General features: G+C 73.1%; 17 protein-coding genes. 12 read left to right on the plus strand and 5 right to left on the minus strand.

What is annotated here, in order from left to right; all coding sequences use genetic code 11:
* The first annotated feature begins 209 nt into the window (after positions 1-209).
* Together AB0P35_RS17410 and hflX are read left to right on the plus strand one after the other, a co-directional pair.
* Positions 210-2,453, plus strand: coding sequence for an HD domain-containing protein (locus tag AB0P35_RS17410; protein WP_363511608.1), 2,244 nt, complete (start codon positions 210-212; stop codon positions 2,451-2,453).
* 92 nt (positions 2,454-2,545) lie between these two features.
* Complete coding sequence (gene hflX / locus AB0P35_RS17415; RefSeq protein ID WP_095872915.1) at positions 2,546-4,048, plus strand: GTPase HflX; 1,503 nt, start codon at positions 2,546-2,548, stop codon at positions 4,046-4,048.
* An 84-nt stretch (positions 4,049-4,132) separates the two neighbouring features.
* Here the strand turns inward: hflX and AB0P35_RS17420 are convergent, their stop codons facing one another.
* Both AB0P35_RS17420 and AB0P35_RS17425 read right to left on the minus strand, forming a co-directional pair.
* Positions 4,133-5,275 (minus strand): hypothetical protein, encoded by a 1,143-nt coding sequence (locus AB0P35_RS17420; protein ID WP_363511498.1) that lies wholly within the window; start codon positions 5,273-5,275, stop codon positions 4,133-4,135.
* A gap of 28 nt (positions 5,276-5,303) precedes the next feature.
* Complete coding sequence (locus AB0P35_RS17425) at positions 5,304-6,449, minus strand: hypothetical protein (RefSeq protein WP_363511500.1); 1,146 nt, start codon at positions 6,447-6,449, stop codon at positions 5,304-5,306.
* A 309-nt stretch (positions 6,450-6,758) separates the two neighbouring features.
* On the opposite strand from AB0P35_RS17425, the gene AB0P35_RS17430 reads away from it, so the two are divergent.
* The 3 genes from AB0P35_RS17430 (at position 6,759) to AB0P35_RS17440 (ending at position 12,964) form a co-directional block, all read left to right on the plus strand.
* Positions 6,759-8,609: an IucA/IucC family protein gene (locus tag AB0P35_RS17430; RefSeq protein WP_363511502.1), complete on the plus strand. Its 1,851-nt coding sequence runs from the start codon at positions 6,759-6,761 to the stop codon at positions 8,607-8,609.
* Positions 8,606-10,600 carry a GNAT family N-acetyltransferase gene (locus tag AB0P35_RS17435; protein WP_363511504.1) on the plus strand — a complete coding sequence of 665 codons (1,995 nt, stop codon included), beginning with the start codon at positions 8,606-8,608 and terminating at the stop codon, positions 10,598-10,600. Before AB0P35_RS17430 ends, AB0P35_RS17435 begins: the two co-directional genes overlap by 4 nt.
* A 279-nt stretch (positions 10,601-10,879) precedes the next feature.
* A complete protein-coding gene (locus tag AB0P35_RS17440) occupies positions 10,880-12,964 on the plus strand; it encodes an ATP-dependent DNA helicase (RefSeq protein ID WP_363511506.1) in 2,085 nt (694 codons plus the stop codon).
* Positions 12,965-13,102: 138 nt separating this feature from the next.
* On the opposite strand, the gene lexA is transcribed toward AB0P35_RS17440, so the two are convergent.
* Positions 13,103-13,927, minus strand: a complete 825-nt coding sequence (gene lexA / locus AB0P35_RS17445; protein ID WP_095872909.1) for a transcriptional repressor LexA — start codon at positions 13,925-13,927, stop codon at positions 13,103-13,105.
* Between the two features lie 406 nt (positions 13,928-14,333).
* On the opposite strand from lexA, the gene nrdR reads away from it, so the two are divergent.
* Both nrdR and AB0P35_RS17455 read left to right on the plus strand, forming a co-directional pair.
* Positions 14,334-14,834, plus strand: a complete 501-nt coding sequence (gene nrdR, locus AB0P35_RS17450) for a transcriptional regulator NrdR (protein ID WP_095872908.1) — start codon at positions 14,334-14,336, stop codon at positions 14,832-14,834.
* A gap of 193 nt (positions 14,835-15,027) precedes the next feature.
* Positions 15,028-17,904, plus strand: coding sequence for a vitamin B12-dependent ribonucleotide reductase (locus AB0P35_RS17455; RefSeq protein ID WP_363511508.1), 2,877 nt, complete (start codon positions 15,028-15,030; stop codon positions 17,902-17,904).
* A gap of 200 nt (positions 17,905-18,104) precedes the next feature.
* Here AB0P35_RS17455 and AB0P35_RS17460 read toward each other — a convergent pair whose 3' ends face one another.
* The gene (locus tag AB0P35_RS17460) at positions 18,105-19,112 is read right to left on the minus strand and encodes a hypothetical protein (protein WP_363511510.1); all 1,008 of its coding nucleotides are present in this window, start codon (positions 19,110-19,112) and stop codon (positions 18,105-18,107) included.
* A gap of 180 nt (positions 19,113-19,292) precedes the next feature.
* Between AB0P35_RS17460 and AB0P35_RS17465 the strand changes: the two genes are divergently transcribed.
* Positions 19,293-20,210 (plus strand): sigma-70 family RNA polymerase sigma factor, encoded by a 918-nt coding sequence (locus AB0P35_RS17465; RefSeq protein WP_363511512.1) that lies wholly within the window; start codon positions 19,293-19,295, stop codon positions 20,208-20,210.
* 78 nt (positions 20,211-20,288) lie between these two features.
* Positions 20,289-20,843: a dihydrofolate reductase family protein gene (locus AB0P35_RS17470; RefSeq protein ID WP_363511514.1), complete on the plus strand. Its 555-nt coding sequence runs from the start codon at positions 20,289-20,291 to the stop codon at positions 20,841-20,843.
* Positions 20,844-20,911: 68 nt separating this feature from the next.
* On the opposite strand, the gene AB0P35_RS17475 is transcribed toward AB0P35_RS17470, so the two are convergent.
* A complete protein-coding gene (locus AB0P35_RS17475; RefSeq protein ID WP_363511516.1) occupies positions 20,912-22,384 on the minus strand; it encodes a hypothetical protein in 1,473 nt (490 codons plus the stop codon).
* Positions 22,385-22,607: 223 nt separating this feature from the next.
* Here AB0P35_RS17475 and AB0P35_RS17480 point away from each other — a divergent pair, with 223 nt between their 5' ends.
* The 3 genes from AB0P35_RS17480 (at position 22,608) to AB0P35_RS17490 (ending at position 23,707) form a co-directional block, all read left to right on the plus strand.
* Positions 22,608-22,853 (plus strand): hypothetical protein, encoded by a 246-nt coding sequence (locus AB0P35_RS17480; protein ID WP_363511518.1) that lies wholly within the window; start codon positions 22,608-22,610, stop codon positions 22,851-22,853.
* A gap of 81 nt (positions 22,854-22,934) precedes the next feature.
* Positions 22,935-23,168 (plus strand): helix-turn-helix transcriptional regulator, encoded by a 234-nt coding sequence (locus AB0P35_RS17485; protein WP_095872902.1) that lies wholly within the window; start codon positions 22,935-22,937, stop codon positions 23,166-23,168.
* A gap of 2 nt (positions 23,169-23,170) precedes the next feature.
* Positions 23,171-23,707, plus strand: coding sequence for a Clp protease N-terminal domain-containing protein (locus AB0P35_RS17490; protein ID WP_095872901.1), 537 nt, complete (start codon positions 23,171-23,173; stop codon positions 23,705-23,707).
* Positions 23,708-23,721 lie beyond the last annotated feature (14 nt).

Here is a 23,721-nt window from a genome sequence, read left to right on the forward strand (position 1 = left end):
TGGTCACGGACCGGGGGCATTGCGTCGCGGATCGTGTTGTCCTCGGTAGCATGGACCACCGGGTCGGGAGGCCGCTCCGGTGATCGCTGCCGGAGGTGCGGATGGCCATCGAAGCAGGACCGATCGAGACCGCTCAGCCCGGCGCCGCCCCCAGGCGGCCGCTCGGCAGGCTGAGCCGTGGCGCCCTCACCCGTGCGGGCCGCGCCGCCATGCTCGCCACCGGCCGCGCCCCCGTCCCGGACGCGATCGAGCCGATCGTGCAGGCACACCGGCGCCACCACCCGCAGGCCGATCTCGCCCTGCTCGCCCGCGCCTACCGGCTCGCCGAGGAGGGCCATCGCGGCCAGGTCCGCAAGAGCGGCGAGCCGTACATCACGCACCCGCTCGCCGTCACCATGATCCTCGCCCAACTCGGAGCGGAGACCACCACCCTGGTGGCCTCGCTGCTGCACGACACCGTCGAGGACACCGAGGTGACGCTCGATCAGGTCGCCGCGGACTTCGGCCCCGAGGTGGCCTATCTGGTCGACGGCGTCACCAAGCTGGAGAAGGTCGACTTCGGCGCCGCCGCCGAGGCCGAGACCTTCCGCAAGATGCTCGTCGCCACCGGCGACGACGTCCGGGTGATGGTGATCAAGCTCGCCGACCGGCTGCACAACATGCGCACCATCCGGCACATGAAGCCCGCCAGCCGAGTACGGATCGCCAAGGTCACCCGGGACGTGCTCATCCCGCTCGCCGAACGCCTCGGCATCCAGGTGCTCAAGACCGAGCTCGAAGACATCGTCTTCGCCACCCTCCACCCGGAGGAGTACGCCCGGACGCGGGCCGTGGTCGCCGCCCACGAGGCCCGGCCGGAGGAGCTGCTGCAGCCCTTCGCCGAGACACTCGCCCGCCAGCTCGCCGAGGCCGGCGTCGCCGCCGAGGTCACCGTCCGCCCCCAGCACTGCGTCTCGGTGCACCGGGTGATGCTCAAGCGGGCCGCCGCGGCCGGAGCGGACGGGCGGCCGCAGGCGCTGCAGCCCGCCGACTTCGGCCGGCTGCTCGTGGTCGTCGAGGAGAACGCGGACTGCTACGCCGTCCTCGGCGAGCTGCACACCTGCTGGACGCCGCTGCCCGGCGAGTTCAAGGACTTCGTGGCGGCCCCCAAGTTCAACCTCTACCAGTCGCTGCACACCGCGGTGCAGCTGCCCGGCGGCGAGGTGGCCGAGGTACTGGTCCGCACCCGGCAGATGCACCGGGTGGCCGAGTTCGGCGTGGTCGCGCTCGGCGACCCGCACCAGCCGGCCGACCGGCCCGCCTCCGCCGGCCCGGCCGGCGACGAACTCGACCGCACCGACCCGGCGAGACCGGGTTGGCTCAGCCGGCTGCTCGCTTGGCAGCAGGAGACCCCGGACCCGGACGCGTTCTGGTCGACCCTGCGGGACACCCTCGCCGACGACGGCGAGATCACCGTCGTCACCGAGGACGGCGACACCCTCCACCTGCCGGTCGGCGCCACGGGCGTGGACGCCGCCTACCTGCTCGGCGAGGAGACCGGCCACCGATGTATCGGCGCCCGGGTCAACGGCCGGCTCGCCACCCTCTCCACCGTGCTGCGCGACGGCGACATGGTGGCGGTGCTGACCGCCCCGACCGGCGAGCCGCCCGGCCCCGCCGCCGCCTGGCTGGAGCACGCCCGCACCCCCGCCGCCAGGCTCGCCATCGAACGCTGGCTGGCCCGCCCGGACGCCGCCCCGGCGGTGGAGACCGGCCCCGCCGACGGCCACCCGGCGCCCCCACCGCAACCCCAGCCGCAGCCGGCCGCCGTCCGCGGCCGCACTCCGGTCGCCGTGGCCGGCCGGCCCGGCACACCCGTCCGGCTCGCCCGCTGCTGCACCCCGGTACCCCCGGACGCGGTGACCGGCTTCCCGATCCGCGGCGGCGCGGTCGCCGTGCACCGCACCGGCTGCCCGGTCGGCGAGCGGATGCGCGAGGACGGCCGCGGCCCGCTCGGGCTCACCTGGATCCCCGGCGCCGTCCCGTCGAACGGCTACCGGGTCGCCCTGCAGGCCGAGGCGCTGAACCGCCCCCGGCTGCTCGCCGACCTCACCGCCGCCATCTCCGGCGAGGGCGTCGGCATCTTCTCCGCCGACGTCGAACCCCCGCGCGACCTGCGGGTCCGGCACAGCTACACGGTCGAACTGCCCGGCGCCGAGACACTGCCCGCGGTGATGCGCGCGATGCTCCGCGTCCCCGGCGTGTACGACGTCTACCGGCTCGGCGCCCCGCGCGAGGAGGGCCACGACGGCGCCGGCACCGACCCGCACACCGGCGCCGCGGAGGTCGCCGCGGGGCGAAATGGGGGTGACCCGGCCGAGGGGGGCGTGCGACCATCGTGGGGAATGCACGGCCGGTCCGCGGCGTTCACCGGAGGCAGTAGCCCCGGTGCCGTCGGCGGTCCGCAGGGGTAGCTCGTCCCGCGCGACGGTAGAAGGCGCGGCAGCCGGGCAGACTCCTCGACGCAGTCCGTCTGTGCCGGCCTCCCGACAGCGCAAAGGATGAGATGACCTCCACGTTCGACAGCCGCACCCAGACGAGCGAGTCCGCCCGCCGGCTCGCCGACCTCAGGGCCGGTGCCCTGATGGACGAGGACCTCGCGGCGATCGACGAGGACCTCGACCACTTCGACGGGGAACAGTACGACCGATCCGAGCGCGCGGCCCTGCGCCGTGTGGCCGGCCTGTCGACCGAGCTCCAGGACGTCACCGAAGTCGAGTACCGCCAGCTCCGCCTGGAGCGCGTGGTGCTCGTCGGCGTGTGGACGGACGGCACGGCCGAGGAGGCCGAGAACTCGCTGGCCGAGCTCGCCGCACTCGCCGAGACGGCCGGCTCCGAGGTGCTGGACGGTGTGATCCAGCGCCGCGACAAGCCCGACGCCGCCACCTACATCGGTTCCGGCAAGGCCCAGGAGCTGCGCGACATCGTCGCCTCCACCGGCGCCGACACCGTCGTCTGCGACGGTGAGCTCACCCCCGGCCAGCTGATCCACCTCGAGGACGTCGTCAAGGTCAAGGTCGTCGACCGGACGGCCCTGATCCTCGACATCTTCGCCCAGCACGCCAAGTCCCGTGAGGGCAAGGCCCAGGTCTCCCTGGCGCAGATGCAGTACATGCTGCCGCGCCTGCGAGGCTGGGGTCAGTCGCTCTCCCGGCAGATGGGTGGCGGTGGCTCCGGTTCCTCGGGCGGCGGCATGGCCACCCGCGGTCCCGGTGAGACCAAGATCGAGACGGACCGGCGCCGGATCCGCGAGAAGATGGCGAAGCTCCGCAAGGAGATCGCCGACATGAAGAAGGGCCGCGACACCAAGCGCCAGGAGCGCAAGCGCCACCAGGTGCCGTCCGTGGCCATCGCCGGCTACACCAACGCCGGCAAGTCCTCCCTGCTCAACCGGCTCACCGGCGCCGGCGTCCTGGTGGAGAACTCCCTGTTCGCCACCCTGGACCCGACCGTCCGGCGGGCCCAGACCCCGAGCGGCCGGCTGTACACGCTCGCCGACACCGTCGGCTTCGTCCGCCACCTGCCGCACCACCTGGTCGAGGCGTTCCGCTCCACCATGGAGGAGGTCGCCGACGCCGACCTCATCCTGCACGTGGTGGACGGCTCACACCCCGAGCCGGAGACCCAGCTCGCCGCCGTCCGCGAGGTGATCGTCTCGGTCGAGGCGCAGGACGTGCCCGAGATCGTGGTGATCAACAAGGCCGACGCGGCCGACCCGGCCGTCCTGCAGCGCCTGCTGCGCCGCGAGCCGCACGCCCTCGTGGTGTCGGCCCGCAACGGCCAGGGCATCGAGGAGCTGCTGCAGCTCATCGACGACGAGCTGCCCCGCCCGGCCGTCGAGGTGCAGGTCCTCGTCCCCTACACCCGCGGCGACCTGGTCTCCCGGGTGCACGCGGAGGGCGAGCTGATCTCCACCGACCACACCGGCGACGGCACGCTGCTGCACGCCAAGGTGCCGGCCGTGCTGGCCTCCGAGCTGGAGCGCTACGCCGTGGTGGCCCAGGCCTGACGGCACCGCACAGCGACGCGGCGGGCCCCGCTCCCCTGCCGGGAGCGGGGCCCGCCGCGTCCTGCCGTCAGCGCTTCAAGGTGCTCATCGCTTCATGGTGCTCATGTAGTCGAACATCGCCTTGGCCTGCGCACCGAGCGTCGGGCCGGCCATCCAGGCCGCCGGACGCGGGCCGATCGAGTTGTTGCTGATCAGGTACGGCTTGCCGCCGCGCACCACGAACCAGCCGCCGCCGCTGGAGCCGCCGGTCATGGTGCAGCCGATCACGTACATGGTCGGCCGCTCGGCGTCGAAGGAGAGCCGGGCCGGCTTCACCCGGGAGTCGCAGTACTCCAGCTCCCGGCCGTCGAACGGCGCGCCCTGCGGGTAGCCGTACGCGGAGACGCCGGCTATCTGGGCGCGCGGCGCGTCGAACCAGACCGGCACCGAGCTGCCGACCGCCTCCTCCAGCGAGCGGCCGTCCGAGGAGTCCTCGTTGTGCACCCGGAGGATGCCGAAGTCGTACTGGCTGGCCGCGCTGCCGCGCTCGCCGCCCTCCTCCGCCCACTGCGGGGAGACCACCGCGTAGTCCGCCGTCCAGGCACCGTACGGCGCGACCTGCTCGAAGGTCGCGCTGCGGCCCTTCGACGCGACACCGGACCGGTTGTACGAGGGCACGAAGGCCATCTTCTTGAACCAGGTACCGCCCTTGCCCTCGTGCAGGCAGTGCGCGGCCGTCCACACCAGGTTGGACTTGCCGGGGTGGGCCGGGTCGCTGATCACGGTGCCCGAGCAGACCGCGCTGGTCTCCGCGTCCACCTGCATGAAGATCTTGCCGAGTACCGCGGAGGCGGGGGAGTAGGGGTGCGGCTGCGGCCTGGCGTCGATCTTCGCCGGCGGCTGCGGGTCGTTCTCCGGCGCGGTCTTCTCGGACTGCAGGGCGGCGTCCTGCGCCTCCATGCCCTGCGCCTTGTCCATCCGGGCCTGGTCCCAGAAGCCCTTGAGCTTCTCCGCGGTGAAGCCGTGCGCCTTGGCCCACTTCGCCCAGTCGTCCGTGGTCCAGTTCTTCAGGTTCTTCAACGCCTCGCCCAGGTCGAGTCCGGGCTTGGCGCTGCCGGCGGCCGCGGCGGAGGCCGGCGGGGCCGCGTCGGCGCCCGCCCCGCCCTCGGGGTCGCAGGCGGTCGCGGTGAGGGTGAGCAGGGCGGCCGCCGCGGCGGTGGCTGCGGTCCTGCGGAAGGTGGAAGCCATGTGTGTCCCCGTTTGCTGTCGTCGGTGCTTACTTCTGGGCGATCCAGGCGAGTGCCTGCTGGGCGACGCCCTCCAGGTAGGGGCCGCTCAGCGTGGTGTGCGCGGCCGTGCCGATCGAGGTGTTGCTCACCAGCGCGAGCCGGCCGTCCGGCATGGGGGCGAACCAGCCGCCGCCGCTGGCGCCGGCGGTCATGGTGCAGCCGATGGTGAGCATCGCCGGCCGCGCCGCGTCGAAGGACAGCCGGGCCGGCCGCCCGCCGTCGCACCGGTCGAGCTCCTGGCCGTTGAACGGCTTGACCGCCGGATAGCCCCACGCGGAGATCCGCAGCTGCTCGCGCGGCGCGCCGAACCACACCGGCATCGCGGTGCCGATCGCCTCCTCCAGCGACTTCGAGCCGTCCTGCGGGTTGTGCACCCGCAGCACCGCGAAGTCGTACTGGTTGGCGGCGTCCCCGCTGTGCCCGCCCTCGACCGGCCAGAGCGGCGAGGTCACCACCTTGTCCGCCCACCACTGCCCGAGCGGGGCGACCTCGCCCAGCGACGCCTTGCGCCCGCCGCTCGCCGCCCCCGAACTGTTGTAGGCCGGCACGAAGATGATGTTCTTGAACCAGTCGCCGCCCTTGCCCTGGTGCACGCAGTGCGCGGCCGTCCAGACCAGGTCGGACCGGCCCGGGTGCGCCGGATCGGCCACCACCGTCGCCGAGCACTGGCCGATCCCGCCGCCCGGCGCGTTGCTGAACACCTTCCCCGAGGCCGGGTACCGGGTGTACGGGCGCTCCACCGGGACGGCCGCGACCGGCGCCGGATCGGGCTCCGTCCCGTTGTCCCCGGCCGGCGGCGGCGCGGCGGGCGGGGCCGGCTGCTGCGGCGCCGCCGCGTCCATCCGGTCCGGGTTCCACAGGTCGCGCACCACCGGGTTGTGGAAGACGTGCTGGGACGCCCAGTTGTCCCAGTCCGAGAACTTCCAGCGGCGCAGCTCGTCCCAGCTCCGCGGCAGACCCGCCAGCAGCCCCGAGGGCAGGTCGGTGGGCAGCCGCAGCCGGCCCGCCCGCGCCGACGCGGCGCTCCCGGACGGCTCCGGCGTACCCCCGCCCTCCGGAGTGCAGGCCGCAACGGTGAGCAGCAGTGCCGCGGCGAGAGCCGTCAACGGCCCCGCACGCCCGATTCGTGCCATGGCTACGTCCCCCCTGACGTCGCTGCGGCCCGATCGCCGCCGGTGAAGTCTGACATCACCGGTCCCGCCGAAGTCGCCTGGGTGCGCGCAGGTTGACAAGAGGTCACCGAACCGTGACCCGGACGCACCGTCAGCACACACCACCCCCACGGGTGAGTGATCGGCGAGGATTCACCACAACGAGTGAGGTGATCTTGTGGTGGACCGGTCCAGGTAGGTAACCCTTACCTGTCGCCTTCCGGGTGCCGTCCCCCGCCGCACCCGTTCGACCACCCGCGCCCGCACACGGCGCGCACCCAAGGAGCAGCCTTGAGCACCGCCCTCACCGGAGCCCAGACCCCCGCCGCGCCGCCCGGACCAGCTGCCCGCCGAACGCCCACCGCACCCGCCCACGTCCCGGAGCCCGACGACCCGCTGCTCGACCCCGACCCGGCCACCGCCGCCGAACACGCCGCCACCGAGGCCGTCCTGCGCTGCTGGGCCCGCGAGACCGGCGCCCGCCCCGACGCCGCCGGCCGCCTCACCGTGCCCGTCCTCGGCGGCGCCGCCCGGCTCACCGCCCCCGTCCGCTACTGGTCCCCGTGCGGCCGGCACCGCTTCGGCCCCGCCGCCGTCACCACCGGGCCCGGCGGCCCCGCAGCCCCCGTCGACGCCGTCACCGCCACCGCCCTGCTCGCCCGCACCGCCGACGGAATCGACGGCATCGACGGCATCGACGCGGGCCGCCGGACCGCCGAGTCCGGCCGGATCGCCGACCTCGCCGCCCGGGTCGCCGACTCCGCCGCCCGCACCGCCGAGATCCTCGCCCACCGCCGCACCGCCGCCGACCCCGCCGGCCACACCCCCTTCCTCCGCTCCGAACAGGCCCTGCTGCTCGGCCACCCGCTGCACCCCACCCCCAAGAGCCGCGACGGCCTCGGCCCCGCCGAGAGCCGCGCCTACTCGCCCGAACTCCACGGCTCCTTCCGCCTCCACTGGTACGCCGTCGACCGCTCCCTGCTCGCCGCCGACTCCGCCGCCGAACAGAGCGCCGACCGGATCACCGCCCGGCTGCTCGGCGACCCCGCCCTCCTCCCGCCCGGCACCGCCGCCCTCCCGCTCCACCCGTGGCAGGCCCGCGAACTCGCGCTGCGCCCCGCCGTCGCCGCCCTCCTCGACCAGGGGCTGCTGCACGACCTCGGCCGGCACGGCGACCCCTGGCACCCCACCTCCTCCGTCCGCACCGTCCTGCGCCCCGGCACCCCCTGGATGCTCAAGCTCTCGCTCGGCCTGCGGATCACCAACTCCCGCCGGGAGAACCTCCGTAAGGAACTCCACCGCGGCACCGAGGTCCACCGTCTCCTCGAAGCCGGCCTCGCCGCCGAGTGGCACGCCGCCCACCCCGGCTTCGACATCGTCCGCGACCCCGCCTGGATCGGCGTCGACCACCCGGCGCTCACCGACCCCGACGGCCTGTCCACCGTGCTGCGCCGCCAGCCCTTCGGCCCCGAGGACCGCGCCCACTGCCTCGCCGGGCTGCTCGCCGAGCAGCCCGCCGACCGGCTCGACTCGCAGCTCGGCCACCTCCTGGCGGCCCTCGCCGCCCGCACCGGCCGCCGCCGCGACACCGTCGCAGCCGAATGGTTCCTGCGCTACCTGGACGCCGTCGTGCTGCCCGTCCTCTGGCTCGACGGCACCGCCGGCATCGCCCTGGAGGCCCACCAGCAGAACAGCCTCGTCCTGCTCGACCCGGACGGCTGGCCGGTCGGCGGCCGCTACCGCGACAACCAGGGCTACTACTACCGGGACTCCGCCGCCGAACGGCTCACCGCCCGACTGCCCGGCCTCGGCGACGCCAGCGACACCTTCGTCCCCGACCGGGTCGCCGACGAGCGCTTCGCCTACTACCTCGGCATCAACCACGTCCTCGGCCTGATCGGCGCCCTCGGCGCGCAAGGCCTCGCCGACGAGGACGTCCTGCTCGCCGCGCTCCGCCGCTTCCTCGCCGGCCCGCGCGCCGCCGCCACCGGCTCCACCCTGCCCGGCCACCTGCTCACCGCACCCACCCTGCGCTGCAAGGCCAACCTGCTCACCCGGCTGCACGGCCTGGACGAACTCGTCGGACCGGTCGAGACCCAGTCCGTCTACGTCGACATTCCCAACCCGGTGGCCGCCGCATGACCCCGCCCGCCGACCGCCCCGGTGACCGCCTCGGCGAGGGCACAGGCGACCGCCCCGGCGCGGGCCTCGGCGAGGGCCTCCGAGACCGGGCCGACCTGCTGGACGGCCTCGCCGGCCGGGGCCCGATGGCCACCCCCGCCGGGGAGTTCCGGCTCCGCCCCGTCCGGCTGCCCGAGGACCTCCCGCTGATCACCGGCTGGATGAACGACCCCGCCGTCGACAGCTGGTGGAACCTCGCCGGCCCGCCCGCCGCCGTCGAGCAGCACCTGCGCGCCCAACTCGACGGCGACGGCCGCAGTCTGCCCTGCCTCGGCCTGCTCGACGGCACCCCGATGAGCTACTGGGAGGTCTACCGGGCCGACCTCGACCCGCTCGCCGCCCACTACCCGGCCGAGCCCCACGACACCGGCCTCCACCTGCTGCTCGGCCCGCCCGACGCCCGCGGCCGCGGCCTCGGCGCCGTCCTGCTCGCCGCCCTCGCCGACCACGTCCTCGCCCACCGCCCGGCCTGCCGCCGCGTCCTCGCCGAACCCGACCTCCGCAACACCGCCTGCCGGCGCGCCCTCGCCCGGGCCGGCTTCCGGCAGGCCGGCGAACTCGACCTCCCCGACAAACGGGCCGCCCTGATGGTCCGCACCCGCCCCCTCCCACTTCCGACACTCCGGGACGGCGGCGAACCGTACGACCTGCTCGGTGTCGGCATCGGCCCCTTCAACCTCTCCCTCGCCGCCCTCGCCCACGGCGCCGCCGACGGCGTCTCCGCGCTCTTCTGCGAGGCCGAACCCGAGTACCGCTGGCACCCCGGGATGCTCGTCGAGGGCGCCCGCATGCAGGTGCCCTTCCTCGCGGACCTGGTCTCCCTGGTCGACCCCACCAGCCCCTGGTCCTTCCTCAACTACCTCCGGCACCAGGAACGCCTCTACCCCTTCTACTTCGCCGAGCGCTTCCAGCTCTCCCGTCGCGAGTACGCGCACTACTGCCGCTGGGTCGCCCACCGGCTGCCCAACTGCCGCTTCGGCTCCCCCGTCACCACGCTGCGCTGGGACGGCACCGAGCAGCTCTTCCGTGCCGAGGCCGGCGGCGAGGAGATCCGCGCCCGCAACGTCGTCCTCGGCGTCGGCACCCGCCCGCACCGCCCCGCCGCCTTCGCCGACCTCGCCGGCCACCCCCGGGTCTGGCACTCGGCCGACTACCTCGAACGCCGCGACAGCCTCGACGGCGCCCGCGACATCACCGTCCTCGGCTCCGGCCAGTCCGGCGCCGAGGTCTTCCTCGACCTGCTGCGCCACCGCGCCGACGACGGCACCCGGCTGCGCTGGCTCAGCCGCACCCGCGCCCTCGCCCCCATGGAGTACTCCAAGCTCGGCCTGGAGCACTTCACTCCCGACTACACCCGCTACTTCCACAGCCTCCCGCGCGAGGTCCGGGACCGGCTGGTGCCCGCCCAGTGGCAGCTCCACAAGGCGGCCAGCGCCGAGACCCTCGCCGAGATCCACGACCTGCTCTACGAGCGCTCCATCGGCCGCCCGCCCGGCAGCGACCCGGTCGAGATCATGCCCGGCACCGCCGTCACCGCGGCCCGCACCGGCCCCTGCGGCGGCCTCGAACTCCACTGCCGGCACAGCGACTCCGGCGCCGAGCACATCCTGCACACCGACGCCGTGGTCCTCGCCACCGGCTACCGCGCCACCCGCCCGGAGGCCCTCGACCCGATCGCCGGACTCATCGACTGGGACGAACAGGGCCGCTACCGGGTCGACCTCGACCACCGCGTCGCCACCCGCCCCGAGCTCACCGGCGGCCTCTACGTGCAGAACGCCGAGCTCCACACCCACGGCGTCGGCACCCCCGACCTGGGCCTGGGCGCCCACCGCGCCGCCGTCATCCTCAACGCCGTCGCCGGCAAGGAGCTCCACCCGCTGCCCGACCGCACCGCCTGGACCAGCTTCGCCCCACCTCTTGCCCGCCCGCTCGCCTCCGGGCCCTCCTGACCCGGTGCCGACGCTCTCCTCCGGCCTGACGGCCGGGAGGTGCCCCCATGCTCCGTCGCTCCTCGTCGCTCCCTCCCTCGCCCTCCTTGCCCGGCGCCGGGCAGGAGGGGCCCACGCTTTCGGCACCGGCGGGCCCTTCGGCTCGGGGCGGGACCCCGCCCGCCCGGCGTGGGGCCCGCCCCGCCCGGCGCGCGGGGCGCCATGTCCGGCGGGCGGCCGGGCCGTACCCGCCGCAGCACGCACCGATTGTCGGCGCCGCGCAATAAGGTGGGCGGCGTCATGACGAACGACTCCGCATCCCTGCCCCTGCCGGGCGACGACACGCCCGCTCCCGTACCGCGCTCGCGCATCCCCGAGCTGCTGCACGCCGCCGTCACGGCCGTCGGCGGCATCGAGCGCCCCGGCCAGGTCAGGATGGCCGAGGCCGTCGCCGACGCGGTCGACGAGGGCGAGCACCTCCTCGTCCAGGCCGGCACCGGCACCGGCAAGTCCCTCGCCTACCTGGTGCCCGCCCTCGCGCACGGCGACCGCGTCGTCGTCGCCACCGCCACGCTCGCGCTGCAGCGCCAGCTCGTCGAGCGCGACCTGCCGCGCACCGTCGACGCCCTGCACCCCGTGCTGCGCCGCCGGCCGCTCTTCGCGATGCTCAAGGGCCGCTCCAACTACGTGTGCCTGCACCGGGTGCACGAGGGCACCCCGGTGGACGAGGGCGAGGGCCTGTTCGACGCCGCCGAGGTCCTCGGCGGGCCGAGCAGCAAGCTCGGGCAGGACATCGTGCGGCTGCGCGACTGGGCGGAGGAGACCGAGACCGGCGACCGCGACGACCTGTCGCCCGGCGTCTCCGACAAGGCCTGGGCGCAGCTGTCCGTCAGCTCCTCCGAGTGCCTAGGCGCCTCCAAGTGCCCCTACGGCCAGGAGTGCTTCGCGGAGGCCGCACGGGAGCGGGCCAAGCTGGCGGACGTCGTCGTCACCAACCACGCGATGCTGGCGATCGACGCCATCGAGGGCGCGCCGGTGCTGCCCGAGCACGGCCTGCTGATCGTCGACGAGGCGCACGAGCTGGTGAACCGGGTGACCGGCGCCGCCACCGCCGAGCTGACCGTGCACGCCGTGAACCGGGCGGTGCGGCGGGCGGCCAAGCTGGCCAACGAGAAGGCCGTGGACGCCCTGCAGGCCGCCGCGGAGAACTACCACGGGCTGATGGAGACCGCCCAGCCCGGCCGGGTCGAGGAGCTGCCCGAGTACCTCGCCTACGCCGTCGCCGGGATCCGGGACGCGGCCCGGCAGGTCATCACCTCGCTCGGTGAGACGCGGGACCGCTCGCTCTCCGACGAGGACGCCGTCCGCAAGCAGGCCATGGCCTCCGCCGAGTCGCTGCACGAGACGACCGACCGGCTGCTGCAGGACTCCGCCTACGACGTGGTGTGGATCGAGCGCAGCGACCGGTTCGGGGCCGGCGCCGCCTCGCTGCGGGTCGCCCCGCTGTCCGTCTCGGGCCTGCTGCGGGAGAACCTCTACCGGGACCGCTCGGTGGTGCTCACCTCGGCCACCCTCAAACTGGGCGGCGACTTCAACGGTGTCGCCGCCTCGGTCGGCCTGCCGGTGGAGGGTCGGCTGGCGGACGAGCGGGTCGAGGGCGAGGTGCTGCCCGAGGGCGGCGAGGACGCCCCGCCGCCGTGGCGCGGCATCGACGTCGGCTCGCCCTTCACCTACCCCAAGCAGGGCATTCTCTACGTCGCCAAGCACCTTCCGCCGCCCGGCCGGGAGCCGGACCGGCCGGCGATGCTGGACGAGCTCGCCGAGCTCATCGGCGCGGCCGGCGGGCGCACGCTCGGTCTGTTCTCCTCGATGCGGGCTGCGCAGGCCGCCGCCGAGGCCCTGCGCGAGCGGCTGGACAACCGCATCCTGCTGCAGGGCGAGGAGACCCTCGGCGAGCTGATCAAGGCGTTCGCCTCGGACGCCGAGAGCTGCCTGTTCGGCACCCTGTCGCTCTGGCAGGGCGTGGACGTGCCCGGTGCGGCCTGCCAGCTGGTCGTGATGGACCGCATTCCCTTCCCGCGGCCGGACGACCCGCTGATGAGCGCCCGCCAGAAGGCGGTGGAGGAGGCCGGCGGGAACGGCTTCATGGCGGTCGCCGCCACCCACGCCGCGCTGCTGATGGCGCAGGGCGCGGGCCGGCTGGTCCGCGCGGCGGACGACCGGGGGGTGGTCGCGGTGCTCGACCCGCGGCTGGCCACCGCCCGCTACGGCGGCTTCTTCCGCTCGTCCATGCCGAACTTCTGGTACACCACCGACCGCAACCAGGTCCGCCGCTCGCTCGCGGCGATCGACGCCTCGGCACCGCCGGTCAAGCCGGTCACGTAGGTCGGACAGGGGCCGGTCGCGCAGAAGCAACGACAGACGCAGAGGCAACGACAAGGGGGCGCGGGGAGCCGCGCGGGCCGTGTGCCCCGCGCAGTTCTCCGCGCCCCCGGTGTCTGCCCCGTCAGGGGCGCCGCCCTGTCAGAGGCGCCGCAGGACGGCGACGACCTTGCCGAGGATGGTGGCGTTGTCGCCCGGGATCGGGTCGTACGCCGGGTTGTGCGGCATCAGCCAGATCTTGCCGTCCTCGCGCTTGAGGCGCTTGACGGTGGCCTCGCCGTCGATCATGGCGGCGACGATGTCGCCGTTCTCGGCGACCGGCTGCCGCCGGACGGTGACCCAGTCGCCGTCACAGATGGCCGCCTCGATCATCGAGTCGCCGCGGACGGTGAGCGCGAAGAGCTCGCCCTCGCCGACCAGCTGACGCGGCAGCGGGAAGACGTCCTCCACCGTCTGCTCGGCGAGGATCGGGCCGCCGGCGGCGATCCGGCCCACCAGCGGCACGTACGAGGTCGAGGGACGGCCGGCGGTGTCGGCGGTGTTGGGGCGGGCGACCTCCACGCCGCGCACCTCGTAGGCGCGGGGGCGGTGCGGGTCGCGGCGGAGGAAGCCCTTGCGCTCCAGGGCCATCAACTGGTGGGCGACGGAGGAGGTGGAGGAGAGGCCGACCGCCTGGCCGATCTCGCGCATGGAGGGCGGGTACCCGCGGCGCTGGACCGAGTCCCGGATGACCTCGATGACCCGGCGCTGGCGTTCCGTCAGGCCGGCCTCGTCGGTGCGGATGCCGGGCGGGCGGCCGGGCAGGGAGCGGGTGGGAACGGGCGCGCCGAGCACGGCATCCTGCACGGCGGCGTGCTCGATCGGCTGGCTACGGCTCATGCTGTGGTCCACGCCTTGCTGGTCCGTGGTGCGCGCGGAGCGCTCCTGCACCGGGATGGAGTTGCTCTTGAGTTCTACGGTGTTCATCGCGGCCCCTCATTGGACAGGCGTTTCTCCCTTGCCCTGCTCAACTGGTGCCCCTATCGAAAGGTTGCGCCAAACACACGTTCGAGTGAATTATTTAGCAGTCTGCTGACTCGATCAAGGCTTTGGGTGTACATCGATTAAATGTTCGACTCCAGCAGTCTATTTCACCCGCCCCGGAGATTTCGACCCGGTCGGCGGAAGGGGCTGCGGAAGGCGATCCGGGCCAGGCCCCGAACCGGCTGCGGACGAACCGGATCCGCTCGGCGTGGCGAATGCCCCGAGCGCTAGATCTTGTGCCAGTCTCACCGGTCGGGCCCACAGGTTGTGGTCGAGCTTGCTGTGGACCCCTGCCCATCGCGTAGAGTGTCCCGGTCCGCTGTCATGCCGTTCGGGAGGGAGTCCTCAGGTGCACTGCCCCTTCTGCCGGCATCCTGACAGCCGGGTCGTGGACAGCCGGGCCAGCGACGACGGAAGTTCCATCCGCCGCCGCCGCCAGTGCCCCGACTGCGGCCGCCGTTTCACCACGGTCGAAACCGCCACCCTCATGGTGATCAAGCGCAGCGGCGTCACCGAGCCCTTCTCCCGCGAGAAGGTGATCTCCGGCGTCCGCAAGGCCTGCCAGGGCCGCCCGGTCACCGAGGACGCGCTCGCCCAGCTCGGCCAGCGCGTCGAGGAGTGCGTGCGTGCCTCGGGCAGCGCCGAGCTGTCGACCCACGACGTGGGCCTGGCCATACTCGGCCCGCTGAAGGAGCTCGATGTCGTCGCGTACCTGAGGTTCGCGTCCGTCTACCGGGCCTTCGACGGCCTGGAGGACTTCGAGGCGGCCATCGCGGAGCTCCGAGCCGAGCAGCCGTTCGTCCCGGGGGAGGGCACCGCGGTGCCGGCCCCCGCCGCCGCCGCGCCCTAGTCCGGGCCGGCCCCAGCGCTCGGCCGTCCGCGGCCGGCGCGTACCCGCACAACGGGTACAGAACACAACACAACGTGCGAAAGCGGCCGGTGTCCGAGGCTGCCCGCACACCAGGAGAAGCGAACCACCGGGTGCCCCGAAAGCCGGAAGCATCGGGGCGTCCAGGGCGTTTGCCCAGGAGGAGGAAGAAGAAGTGACTGACACGACGAGCGGTTCCGCACGCGGGTCGAAGTCCGGCAAGGCGACCAAGGCGGCCGGCAAGGCGCCCGACGGGGGCCTGCGCATCGAGCGCATCTACACCACTCCTGGCGTCCACCCCTACGACGAGGTGACCTGGGGGCGCCGCGACGTCGTCATGACCAACTGGCGTGACGGCTCGATCAACTTCGAGCAGCGCGGCGTCGAGTTCCCCGACTTCTGGTCGGTCAACGCGGTCAACATCGTGACCTCGAAGTACTTCCGCGGCGCCGTGGGCACCCCGCAGCGCGAGTGGAGCCTCAAGCAGATCATCGACCGCGTGGTGCTCACCTACCGCGCCGCCGGTGAGAAGAACGGCTACTTCGCCACCCCGGACGACGCCGAGATCTTCGAGCACGAGCTGACCCACGCCCTCCTCCACCAGGTGTTCAGCTTCAACTCGCCGGTCTGGTTCAACGTCGGCACCAAGCAGCCCCAGCAGGTCTCCGCCTGCTTCATCCTGGCCGTCGACGACTCCATGGAGTCGATCCTCGACTGGTACAAGGAAGAGGGCATGATCTTCAAGGGCGGTTCCGGCGCCGGCCTCAACCTCTCCCGGATCCGCTCCAGCAAGGAGCTCCTCTCCTCCGGCGGCAACGCCTCCGGCCCGGTCTCCTTCATGCGCGGCGCCGACGCCTCCGCCGGCACCATCAAGTCCGGCGGCGCCACCCGCCGCGCGGCCAAGATGGTCGTACTGGACGTCGACCACCCCGACGTCGAGGCCTTCATCGAGACCAAGGTGAAGGAGGAGGAGAAGATCCGCGCGCTGCGGGACGCCGGCTTCGACATGGACCTGGGCGGCGACGACATCACCTCCGTCCAGTACCAGAACGCCAACAACTCGGTCCGCGTCTCCGACGAGTTCATGACCGCGGTCGAGAACGGCACCGCCTTCGGCCTGCGCGCCCGGATGACCGGCGAGGTCATCGAGACCGTCGACGCCAAGCAGCTCTTCCGCAAGATGGCCGAGGCCGCCTGGGCCTGCGCCGACCCGGGCATCCAGTACGACTCGACCATCAACCACTGGCACACCTGCCCGGAGTCCGGCCGCATCAACGCGTCCAACCCCTGCTCCGAGTACATGCACCTGGACAACTCCAGCTGCAACCTCGCCTCGCTCAACCTGATGAAGTTCCTCCGCGACGACGACTCCTTCGACGCCACGACCTTCGCCAAGGTCGTCGAGCTCGTCATCACCGCGATGGACATCTCCATCTGCTTCGCCGACTTCCCGACCGAGAAGATCGGCGAGACCACCCGCGCCTACCGCCAGCTCGGCATCGGCTACGCCAACCTCGGCGCCCTGCTGATGGCCACCGGCCACGCCTACGACTCCGAGGGCGGCCGCGCCCTGGCCGGCGCCATCACCTCGCTGATGACCGGCACCGCCTACCGCCGCGGCGCCGAACTCGCCGGCGTGGTCGGCCCGTACGACGGCTACGCCCGCAACGCCGCCGCCCACCGGCAGGTCATGCAGCAGCACGCCGACGCCAATACCGCCGCCGTCGCGGTCGACGACCTGGACGCCCCGGTGTGGGCCGCCGCCACCGAGACCTGGGGCGACGTGATCCGTCTCGGCGCCGCGAACGGCTTCCGCAACGCGCAGGCCTCGGTGCTCGCCCCGACCGGCACCATCGGCCTGATGATGGACTGCGACACCACCGGCGTGGAGCCCGACCTGGCGCTGGTCAAGTTCAAGAAGCTCGTCGGCGGCGGCTCCATGCAGATCGTCAACGGCACGGTGCCGCGCGCCCTCAAGCGCCTCGGCTACCAGGACGAGCAGGTCGAGGCGGTCGTCGCCCACATCGCCGAGCACGGCAACGTGATCGACGCCCCCGGCCTGAAGGCCGCCCACTACGAGGTCTTCGACTGCGCGATGGGCGAGCGCTCGATCTCGCCGATGGGCCACGTCCGGATGATGTCGGCGATCCAGCCGTGGATCTCCGGCGCCATCTCCAAGACGGTCAACATGCCGGAGAACGCCACCGTCGAGGACGTCGAGGAGATCTACTTCCAGGCGTGGAAGCTCGGCGTGAAGGCGCTCGCCATCTACCGCGACAACTGCAAGGTCGGCCAGCCGCTCTCGGCGAAGACCAAGACCCCGGCGGTCGAGGAGAAGGCCGCCGAGGCGCCCGCCGCGGTCGAGAAGGTCGTCGAGTACCGCCCCGTCCGCAAGCGCCTGCCGAAGGGCCGCCCGGGCATCACCACCTCGTTCACCGTCGGTGGCGCCGAGGGCTACATGACGGCCAACTCCTACCCGGACGACGGCCTGGGCGAGGTCTTCCTGAAGATGTCCAAGCAGGGCTCGACCCTCGCGGGCATGATGGACGCCTTCTCCATCGCCGTCTCGGTCGGCCTGCAGTACGGCGTGCCGCTGGAGACCTACGTCTCGAAGTTCACCAACATGCGCTTCGAGCCGGCCGGTCTGACGGATGACCCGGACGTGCGGATGGCGCAGTCGATCGTCGACTACATCTTCCGCCGCCTGGCGCTGGACTTCCTGCCGTTCGAGACCCGCTCCGCGCTCGGCATCCACTCCGTCGAGGAGCGCACCCGGCACCTGGAGACCGGCTCGTACGAGCCCGTCGAGGAGGACGTGGACGTCGAGGGCCTCGCCCAGTCCGCGCCGCTCGCCGCTCCCAAGGCCACCGAGCCCGCCCCGGCGAAGCCGCAGGCCGCCCCGGCCCAGGCCCACAACTCCACCGAGCTGGTGGAGATCCAGCTGGGCCTGAACGCCGACGCGCCGCTCTGCTTCTCCTGCGGCACCAAGATGCGCCGCGCCGGCAGCTGCTACCTCTGCGAGGGCTGCGGCTCCACCAGCGGCTGCAGCTGACATCAGCTGCCATCGGCTTCGTCCCCTCGTCGCCCGTCGGGGTGAGGCGAAGCCGTGATCGAGACAGGTGTGTCCCCTCGAAGCCCACGTGCTTCGAGGGGACACACGGCTTTGGGGCGGCGGCACGGCACGGGTGATGCACCGTGAACCGGCGAACTCCTCCAGGCCTCAGGGGAAGACCGACGGGACGTGCCGCAGGCTCACTGCATGTTTTCCAGGTGCGGGTGGTCGAAGGACGTGGGGCAGACGTAGATCTGCATGGTGTAGCCGCGGCCGATCAGGACCATCGGCGGGTCCGAGGGCTTGCGCAGCCCGATCGGGCCGGCGGGGGCTTCCCGGTCTTCCAGGGGGATCCAGCTTCCGCTCCCGCCATCCCATTCTCCGGAGCTGACGGTGAGCAGCGACCGGTACGCGGCGTTGCAGATCTCGCAGTGCATCGGCCAGGGGTCGCAGAAGCTCCACGGACCCCAGCCGCCGACTTTCCATCCCGGTGATACGGCGTGCTCGTACTGGTAGTAGGTGCCGCCCGGGCTCCATTCCTCCTCCGGGTCGTCCTCCGCCCACGCCTGTCGTCCCCATTCGACCAGGCGTTCCGCTAGCTCCTCCGGCAGCTCGTGCGGCGCCGGGTACTCGGTCACGACCTCGGGGTGCAGGACGCACGGCTCGGGAACGTAGTGCCCGTAGTGCTCGACGTCGACGGGCTCCGGTGGATCGGTGAGCACCTGGTCGACGCGGCCGGAGTCCCGCCAGACCAGGTGTGCTGCGGGAATCCCGTCGTCGTGATGCAGGGGGCACCACAGCACCTGCAGGAGGTCCGCTCCTGCGGGGCCGGACAGCCCGGGTACGTCGCGGAGGTAGAGCTGAGCGACGGGGAGCAGCGCATTCGAGCCGGCGTGTGGTTGATGGCCCGCTTGGAGCCTGTCGAGACAGGCCTGTTGTTCGGGGGTGAGGAGGTTCTCGCGGGGGGCGCGAGGACGGAGCCAGGCCGCCTCGAGGAGTGCCCTGCGCTGCCGGACGTCATCAAGGGAGACGGGCAGGTCCCAGTGGTGGTGCTCCTTCGTGCAGCCCGGCCATTCCTCGTCGGCTGGCCACCGCAGCGGGCCGCCGACGGAGCTCTCGTGAACAGTCGGCTCACCGGGGCGCGGGTGCAGGCGGACTGCCTGACGTGCCAGCGGAGCCAGCTCCGGGAACACGGACGCGATGTCCACAGGTCGGGGTGGTGTGGTTCTCGCCACCGGAACTCCCTCGGCCGTCATCTGCGAGATTCGGGCGGACTCTATGGGCATGCGCGGACAGCCGCATCGACGGTCGGTCCGGACCGCGGAAGCGCCTGCGTGGCGCCCTCGCGTCCCGGCCGCGGCGGGGCTGTGGTGCGGCATGATGAGTGGATGGAACTCGAGCCGCACCGGCGTGAGTTGGTGGTGTTCTGCTACCGGATGACGGGTTCGTTCCAGGAGTCCGAGGATCTGGTGCAGGAGACCCTGCTGCGGGCGTGGAAGGCCCGTGACCGGTACGACCCGGCGCGTGCCTCGGTGCGGACCTGGCTGTACCGGATCGCGACCAACGTGTGCCTGACGGCGCTGGAGGGGCGCGAGCGACGGCCGTTGCCGTCCGGCCTCGGGGTGCCGAGCGATGATCCCGGGGCGCCGCTCGTGCCGGCGCCGGACATCCCCTGGCTGGAGCCGCTCCCCGACGCCCGGTTCGACGTGGAGGCGCGGGCCGACCTCCGACTTGCGTGGGTGGCCGCCGTGCAGCACCTGCCGGCACGCCAGCGCGCGGTGCTGGTCCTGCGCGAGGTGCTGGCGTTCTCCGCCGCCGAGGTCGCCGGGCAGTTGGGGACCACGGTGGCCGCGGTCAACAGTGCGTTGCAGCGCGCCCGTGCGGCGCTCGCCGGCGTGGGCGATGCCGGCCAGGTCTGCGAGCCGGACGATCCCGAGGTGCGCGCGGTGGTCCAGCGCTATGTGCGGGCGTTCGAGGCGGCCGATGTCACCGCGCTGGTGCGGCTGCTGGCCGAGGACGCCGTCCTGGAGATGCCGCCCGTGCCGCTGTGGTACCGGGGCAGCCGGGACTACGGCCTGTTCCTCGAACGTGTCTTCCGGATGCGCGGTACCGGGTGGGGTGTGCGGCACCTCACGGCCAACGGGCAGCCCGCGCTCGCCGCCTATGCGCCGGAGTCCGGCGGTGGACTCCTTCTGCACACCCTGCAGGTTTTCACCGTTGCCCGGGGCCGCGTGACGCACAACGTGGTGTTCGCGGATCCGCGCGTCCTCGAAGGATTCGGCCTCCCGCGTCGGATTTCCGCCTAGGAGTTCCGGCGGCAGCGATGAGTTCGGGCGGTGCGGCCGGTACGTACCGGTGAACACCGAACCGAAGGGAATCCCGCCGTGAGTGTCATCGTCATCGAATTCATCACCCTGGACGGCGTCGTGTCCGACCCGGACGGGTGCGGGGGTACGCCGCTGGGCGGCTGGGCGTTCCGGTACGGCAGGGAGGCCGTCGCCGGGGACAAGTTCCGGCTGGGAAGCACACTGGACGAGGGGGTCCTGCTGCTCGGGCGCCGGACCTGGCAGCTGTTCTCGCGGCTGTGGCCGGGCCGCGACGACCCGTTCGCCGCCCGCATGAACGCCGTGCCGAAGCTCGTCGCGTCCCGCACGCTGACCGACACCTCGGCATGGGCGAACTCCCGCCTCGTCGACGGCGACCCGGTCGACACCGTCAGGCGCGAGCAGCGCGACGTGGTAATCACCGGCAGCCTCGGCGTCGTGCACCGGCTGATGGCCGAGGACCTGGTCGACGAGTACCGGCTGCTGACCTTCCCCGCCGTTCTCGGCGCCGGCCGCCGCCTCTTCCCGGCCGAGGGTCCGCACGTCGACCTGGAGTGCCGATCGGTCGAGCAGGTCGGCGCCGCCGTCCTCACCCGCTACCGGAGGGCCGTCTGAGCACCGCCCGCCTGCGGTGAAACGGCAGGGCCGGACCCCGATCGGGGTCCGGCCCTGCCGCTCACGGGTCAGTGCGTGGTGCTCACGGAGGGGAGGGCCCACTCGCGGTGGAAGGCGGGGAGGGGGAGGTCGGCCTTGAGGAGGGGGGTGCCGAGGATCTTGATCTGGGCGTAGAGCCTGCCGTTGATGTCGAGGCCGGCGGTGTTGGTCCAGCTGCCTTCGACGTGCGGGGGCTTGCCGGTGGTGTCGAGGGTGACGGTGCCGGCGACCTGCGTGCGCAGGTAGGGCTCGATGCCGGCGGCGACGCCGACGGTGTTGTAGAGGCCGACGGAGGCCTCGGCGGTGAGGCCGGTGCGCAGGGTGGCGTTGCCGCTGAGCTTGGCGCGGACGGGGCCGACGGTGGTGGTGCCGGGGTCGGCGGTGGTGGTCCAGCCCTTGCCCTTGGCGTAGTCGGCGTGCACGGACCAGGCGCCGTCGAGGTCCTGTTCGGCCTCGACGGTGAGCTTGCCGTCGGCGCCGACGGTCAGGTAGCAGGTGAGGTCGAGGTTGACCACGACGGGGAAGCCTGCGACGGTCAGCACGGGGCTGGCGCTGAGCTTGGCGAGCGGGACGCGCAGCGGGTTGGTGGCGCCGGCGAGGGTGGCGCCGACCTTCCAGTCGGCGTGGGCGCCGAGGCCGAAGCCGACGCGGGCCTTCTCGATGCCGCCCTTGAGGATGCCGCGGCCGTCGTAGGAGAAGTCGACGGAGGGGTTGAGCCGGATTCCGGCGGCCAGGTCGGCCTTGGCGCCGCCGGGCAGCGGGACGCTGGTGCTCGCGTCGAGGGAGAGTTCGGCGGAGGCGCTGCCGCTGCCGCCGCCAGGACGGGTGGCGAAGCCGACCTTGAGGTCCTTGACCAGGGGCTGGACGCGGATGCCGTGGACGTCGATCGGGGCGTGCTGCTCGGTGGCGGTGGCGCCGAGCAGTTCGGCGACCTCGGCGGGCCGGGTGGTGACCTCGACCTCGTCGCCGTCGGTCTTCCGGATGCCGGTGACGGCGACCAGGGCGCCGCGGGGTGCGGCGGCGGTGGGCGGGCTGGCGATGAGCTGCCCGGTGCGGACGGTGTCCGGCGCGGCCGTGGTGCCGGCGGAGGCACCGGGGCTCTGCGGGGTGCTCGGGCTGTGCGTGCTGCCGGGGGTGTGCGGGGCACCGGTGCTGCGGGTGGCGCTCGGGGCGGGGGTGTTCCCGCGGGTTGCGGTGCGCAGGGTGGCGTGGCCGTTGGCCGGGTCGTAGGCGACGAGGGCGACGCTGGTTCCGGTGCCGGCGGCGGGCTTGCCGGAGGCGGCCGGGGCGGCGACCGTGGCGGCCGGGGCCGCCGCGGCGGCGGGTTCGGTGCTGCTCGGGGCGCCGGCCGCGGGGGCCGGCGCGGTCTCGGTGGTGACGGCCGCGACGGCTTCCGCCGGGCCGGCGGCGGGTGCGGCGGCGGGTGAGGAGGCGGCGCAGCCGGTGACGGTGAGCAGCAGGCCGGTGGCCAGTGCGGGGAGCGCACGGGAGCGTATGGACATGCAGAGGGTTCGCCTTCGACGTGGTGAGGGCAGGGTGAGGCCGGACGGGGGTGGCCGACCGACGTATTCCTTGGCATGTTACTGACGAGTCATCGGTTGGACGAAAGTGACGCAGGCTCAACTTTCTGGAGGTGGATGCCGGATGAGTTTCGGATGGCATGCCCGGCGGGTGGCGGATTCGAGGTTGCCGTTGCGGGTGAGGGTGTCGGCGCTGCGGTCGTGCGTGCAGCTGTACCGGCCGCTGGGGTTCCACGGGACCCTGGACCGGTTGGCCTGGCTGGCCGGGCCGTTCCAGCGGGACGAGGACGCGCTGTTGCGGGCGCTGGCCGTGCTGGAGGAGGACCGGAGTCGCTGGCTGGCCGAGCTGGACGCCTATGCGCGGTCGCGGCGGACGGGCAAGCGCTGCGGTCGCCGGGTGCCGGGGGAGGGGGAGCGGAACCCGAACGACCGGACGTACTGGTCGGTGTGAGTCGCCGTGCCGTCCGTCCCGTCGCACGCCCGCGTGTCAACCTGGGTTGACAAGCGCGGGATGTCAACCTAAGTTGACAGCATGAGCGAGACGAGACAGCTCGCCGCGGACGCGAGCAGCCGCGACCCCGCGATCGGCCTGCGGGCCGTCCGGGCGCTGCGGGACCTGGCCGACCGGCTGGAGGACCTCCAGGTCGGCAACGCGCGCGAGCAGGGCTGGTCCTGGCAGGAGATCGCCGCCTGCCTCGGGGTCAGCCGACAGGCGGTGCACAAGAAGTACGCCAAGCGGATCTTCGGTACGAGAGGGGAGGGCTGACCGTGTTCGAGCGGTTCACGGACGGCGCGCGCCGCGTCGTCATCCAGGCCCAGGTGGAGGCGCGCGAGCTCGGCCACGAACGGGTCGGCACCGAGCACCTGCTGCTCGGCATCGTGCACGACCCGGACGACCCGGTGGCCGCACTGCTGGCCGCCGACGGCCTCGACCACGAGGCCGCCCGGGCCGAGGTGGTCCGACTGGCCGGTGGCGAGGTGGACGGCCGTGCGCTGGCCGCGATCGGCGTCGACCTCGACGCCGTCCGGGCGGCCGTGGAGTCCGCCTTCGGCGAGGGCGCCCTGGAGCGCAGGCCCGCCGAGGGCAAGCGGGACCGGAAGCACAGCCGGCTCACCCCCGGCGCCCGGAAGACCCTGGAACTCTCCCTCCGCGAGACCCTGCGGCTCAAGCAGAAGGAGATCGCCACCGGCCACATCCTGCTCGGCCTGATCCGCGAGGGCCAGGGCACCGGCGCGGAGGTGCTGTCCGGCCGCGGCCTGGACTTCGCCAAGCTGCGCCGGGACGTGGAGGCGATCCTCGGCTGACCTGCGAGCCCCCG

Origin of the sequence: Kitasatospora sp. NPDC085879 (genome assembly GCF_040686255.1) — a bacterium.
Classification (GTDB): Bacteria; Actinomycetota; Actinomycetes; order Streptomycetales; family Streptomycetaceae; genus Kitasatospora.

What these genes read in the sequence shown, in the direction of transcription:
- AB0P35_RS17410 (WP_363511608.1), top strand. Translation starts at nt 210, where the DNA reads ATGCTCGCCACCGGCCGCGCCCCCGTCCCGGACGCGATCGAGCCGATC.
- hflX (WP_095872915.1), top strand. Translation starts at nt 2,546, where the DNA reads ATGACCTCCACGTTCGACAGCCGCACCCAGACGAGCGAGTCCGCCCGC.
- AB0P35_RS17420 (WP_363511498.1), bottom strand. Translation starts at nt 5,275, where the DNA reads ATGGCTTCCACCTTCCGCAGGACCGCAGCCACCGCCGCGGCGGCCGCC.
- AB0P35_RS17425 (WP_363511500.1), bottom strand. Translation starts at nt 6,449, where the DNA reads ATGGCACGAATCGGGCGTGCGGGGCCGTTGACGGCTCTCGCCGCGGCA.
- AB0P35_RS17435 (WP_363511504.1), top strand. Translation starts at nt 8,606, where the DNA reads ATGACCCCGCCCGCCGACCGCCCCGGTGACCGCCTCGGCGAGGGCACA.
- AB0P35_RS17440 (WP_363511506.1), top strand. Translation starts at nt 10,880, where the DNA reads ATGACGAACGACTCCGCATCCCTGCCCCTGCCGGGCGACGACACGCCC.
- lexA (WP_095872909.1), bottom strand. Translation starts at nt 13,927, where the DNA reads ATGAACACCGTAGAACTCAAGAGCAACTCCATCCCGGTGCAGGAGCGC.
- AB0P35_RS17465 (WP_363511512.1), top strand. Translation starts at nt 19,293, where the DNA reads ATGGAACTCGAGCCGCACCGGCGTGAGTTGGTGGTGTTCTGCTACCGG.
- AB0P35_RS17475 (WP_363511516.1), bottom strand. Translation starts at nt 22,384, where the DNA reads ATGTCCATACGCTCCCGTGCGCTCCCCGCACTGGCCACCGGCCTGCTG.
- AB0P35_RS17485 (WP_095872902.1), top strand. Translation starts at nt 22,935, where the DNA reads ATGAGCGAGACGAGACAGCTCGCCGCGGACGCGAGCAGCCGCGACCCC.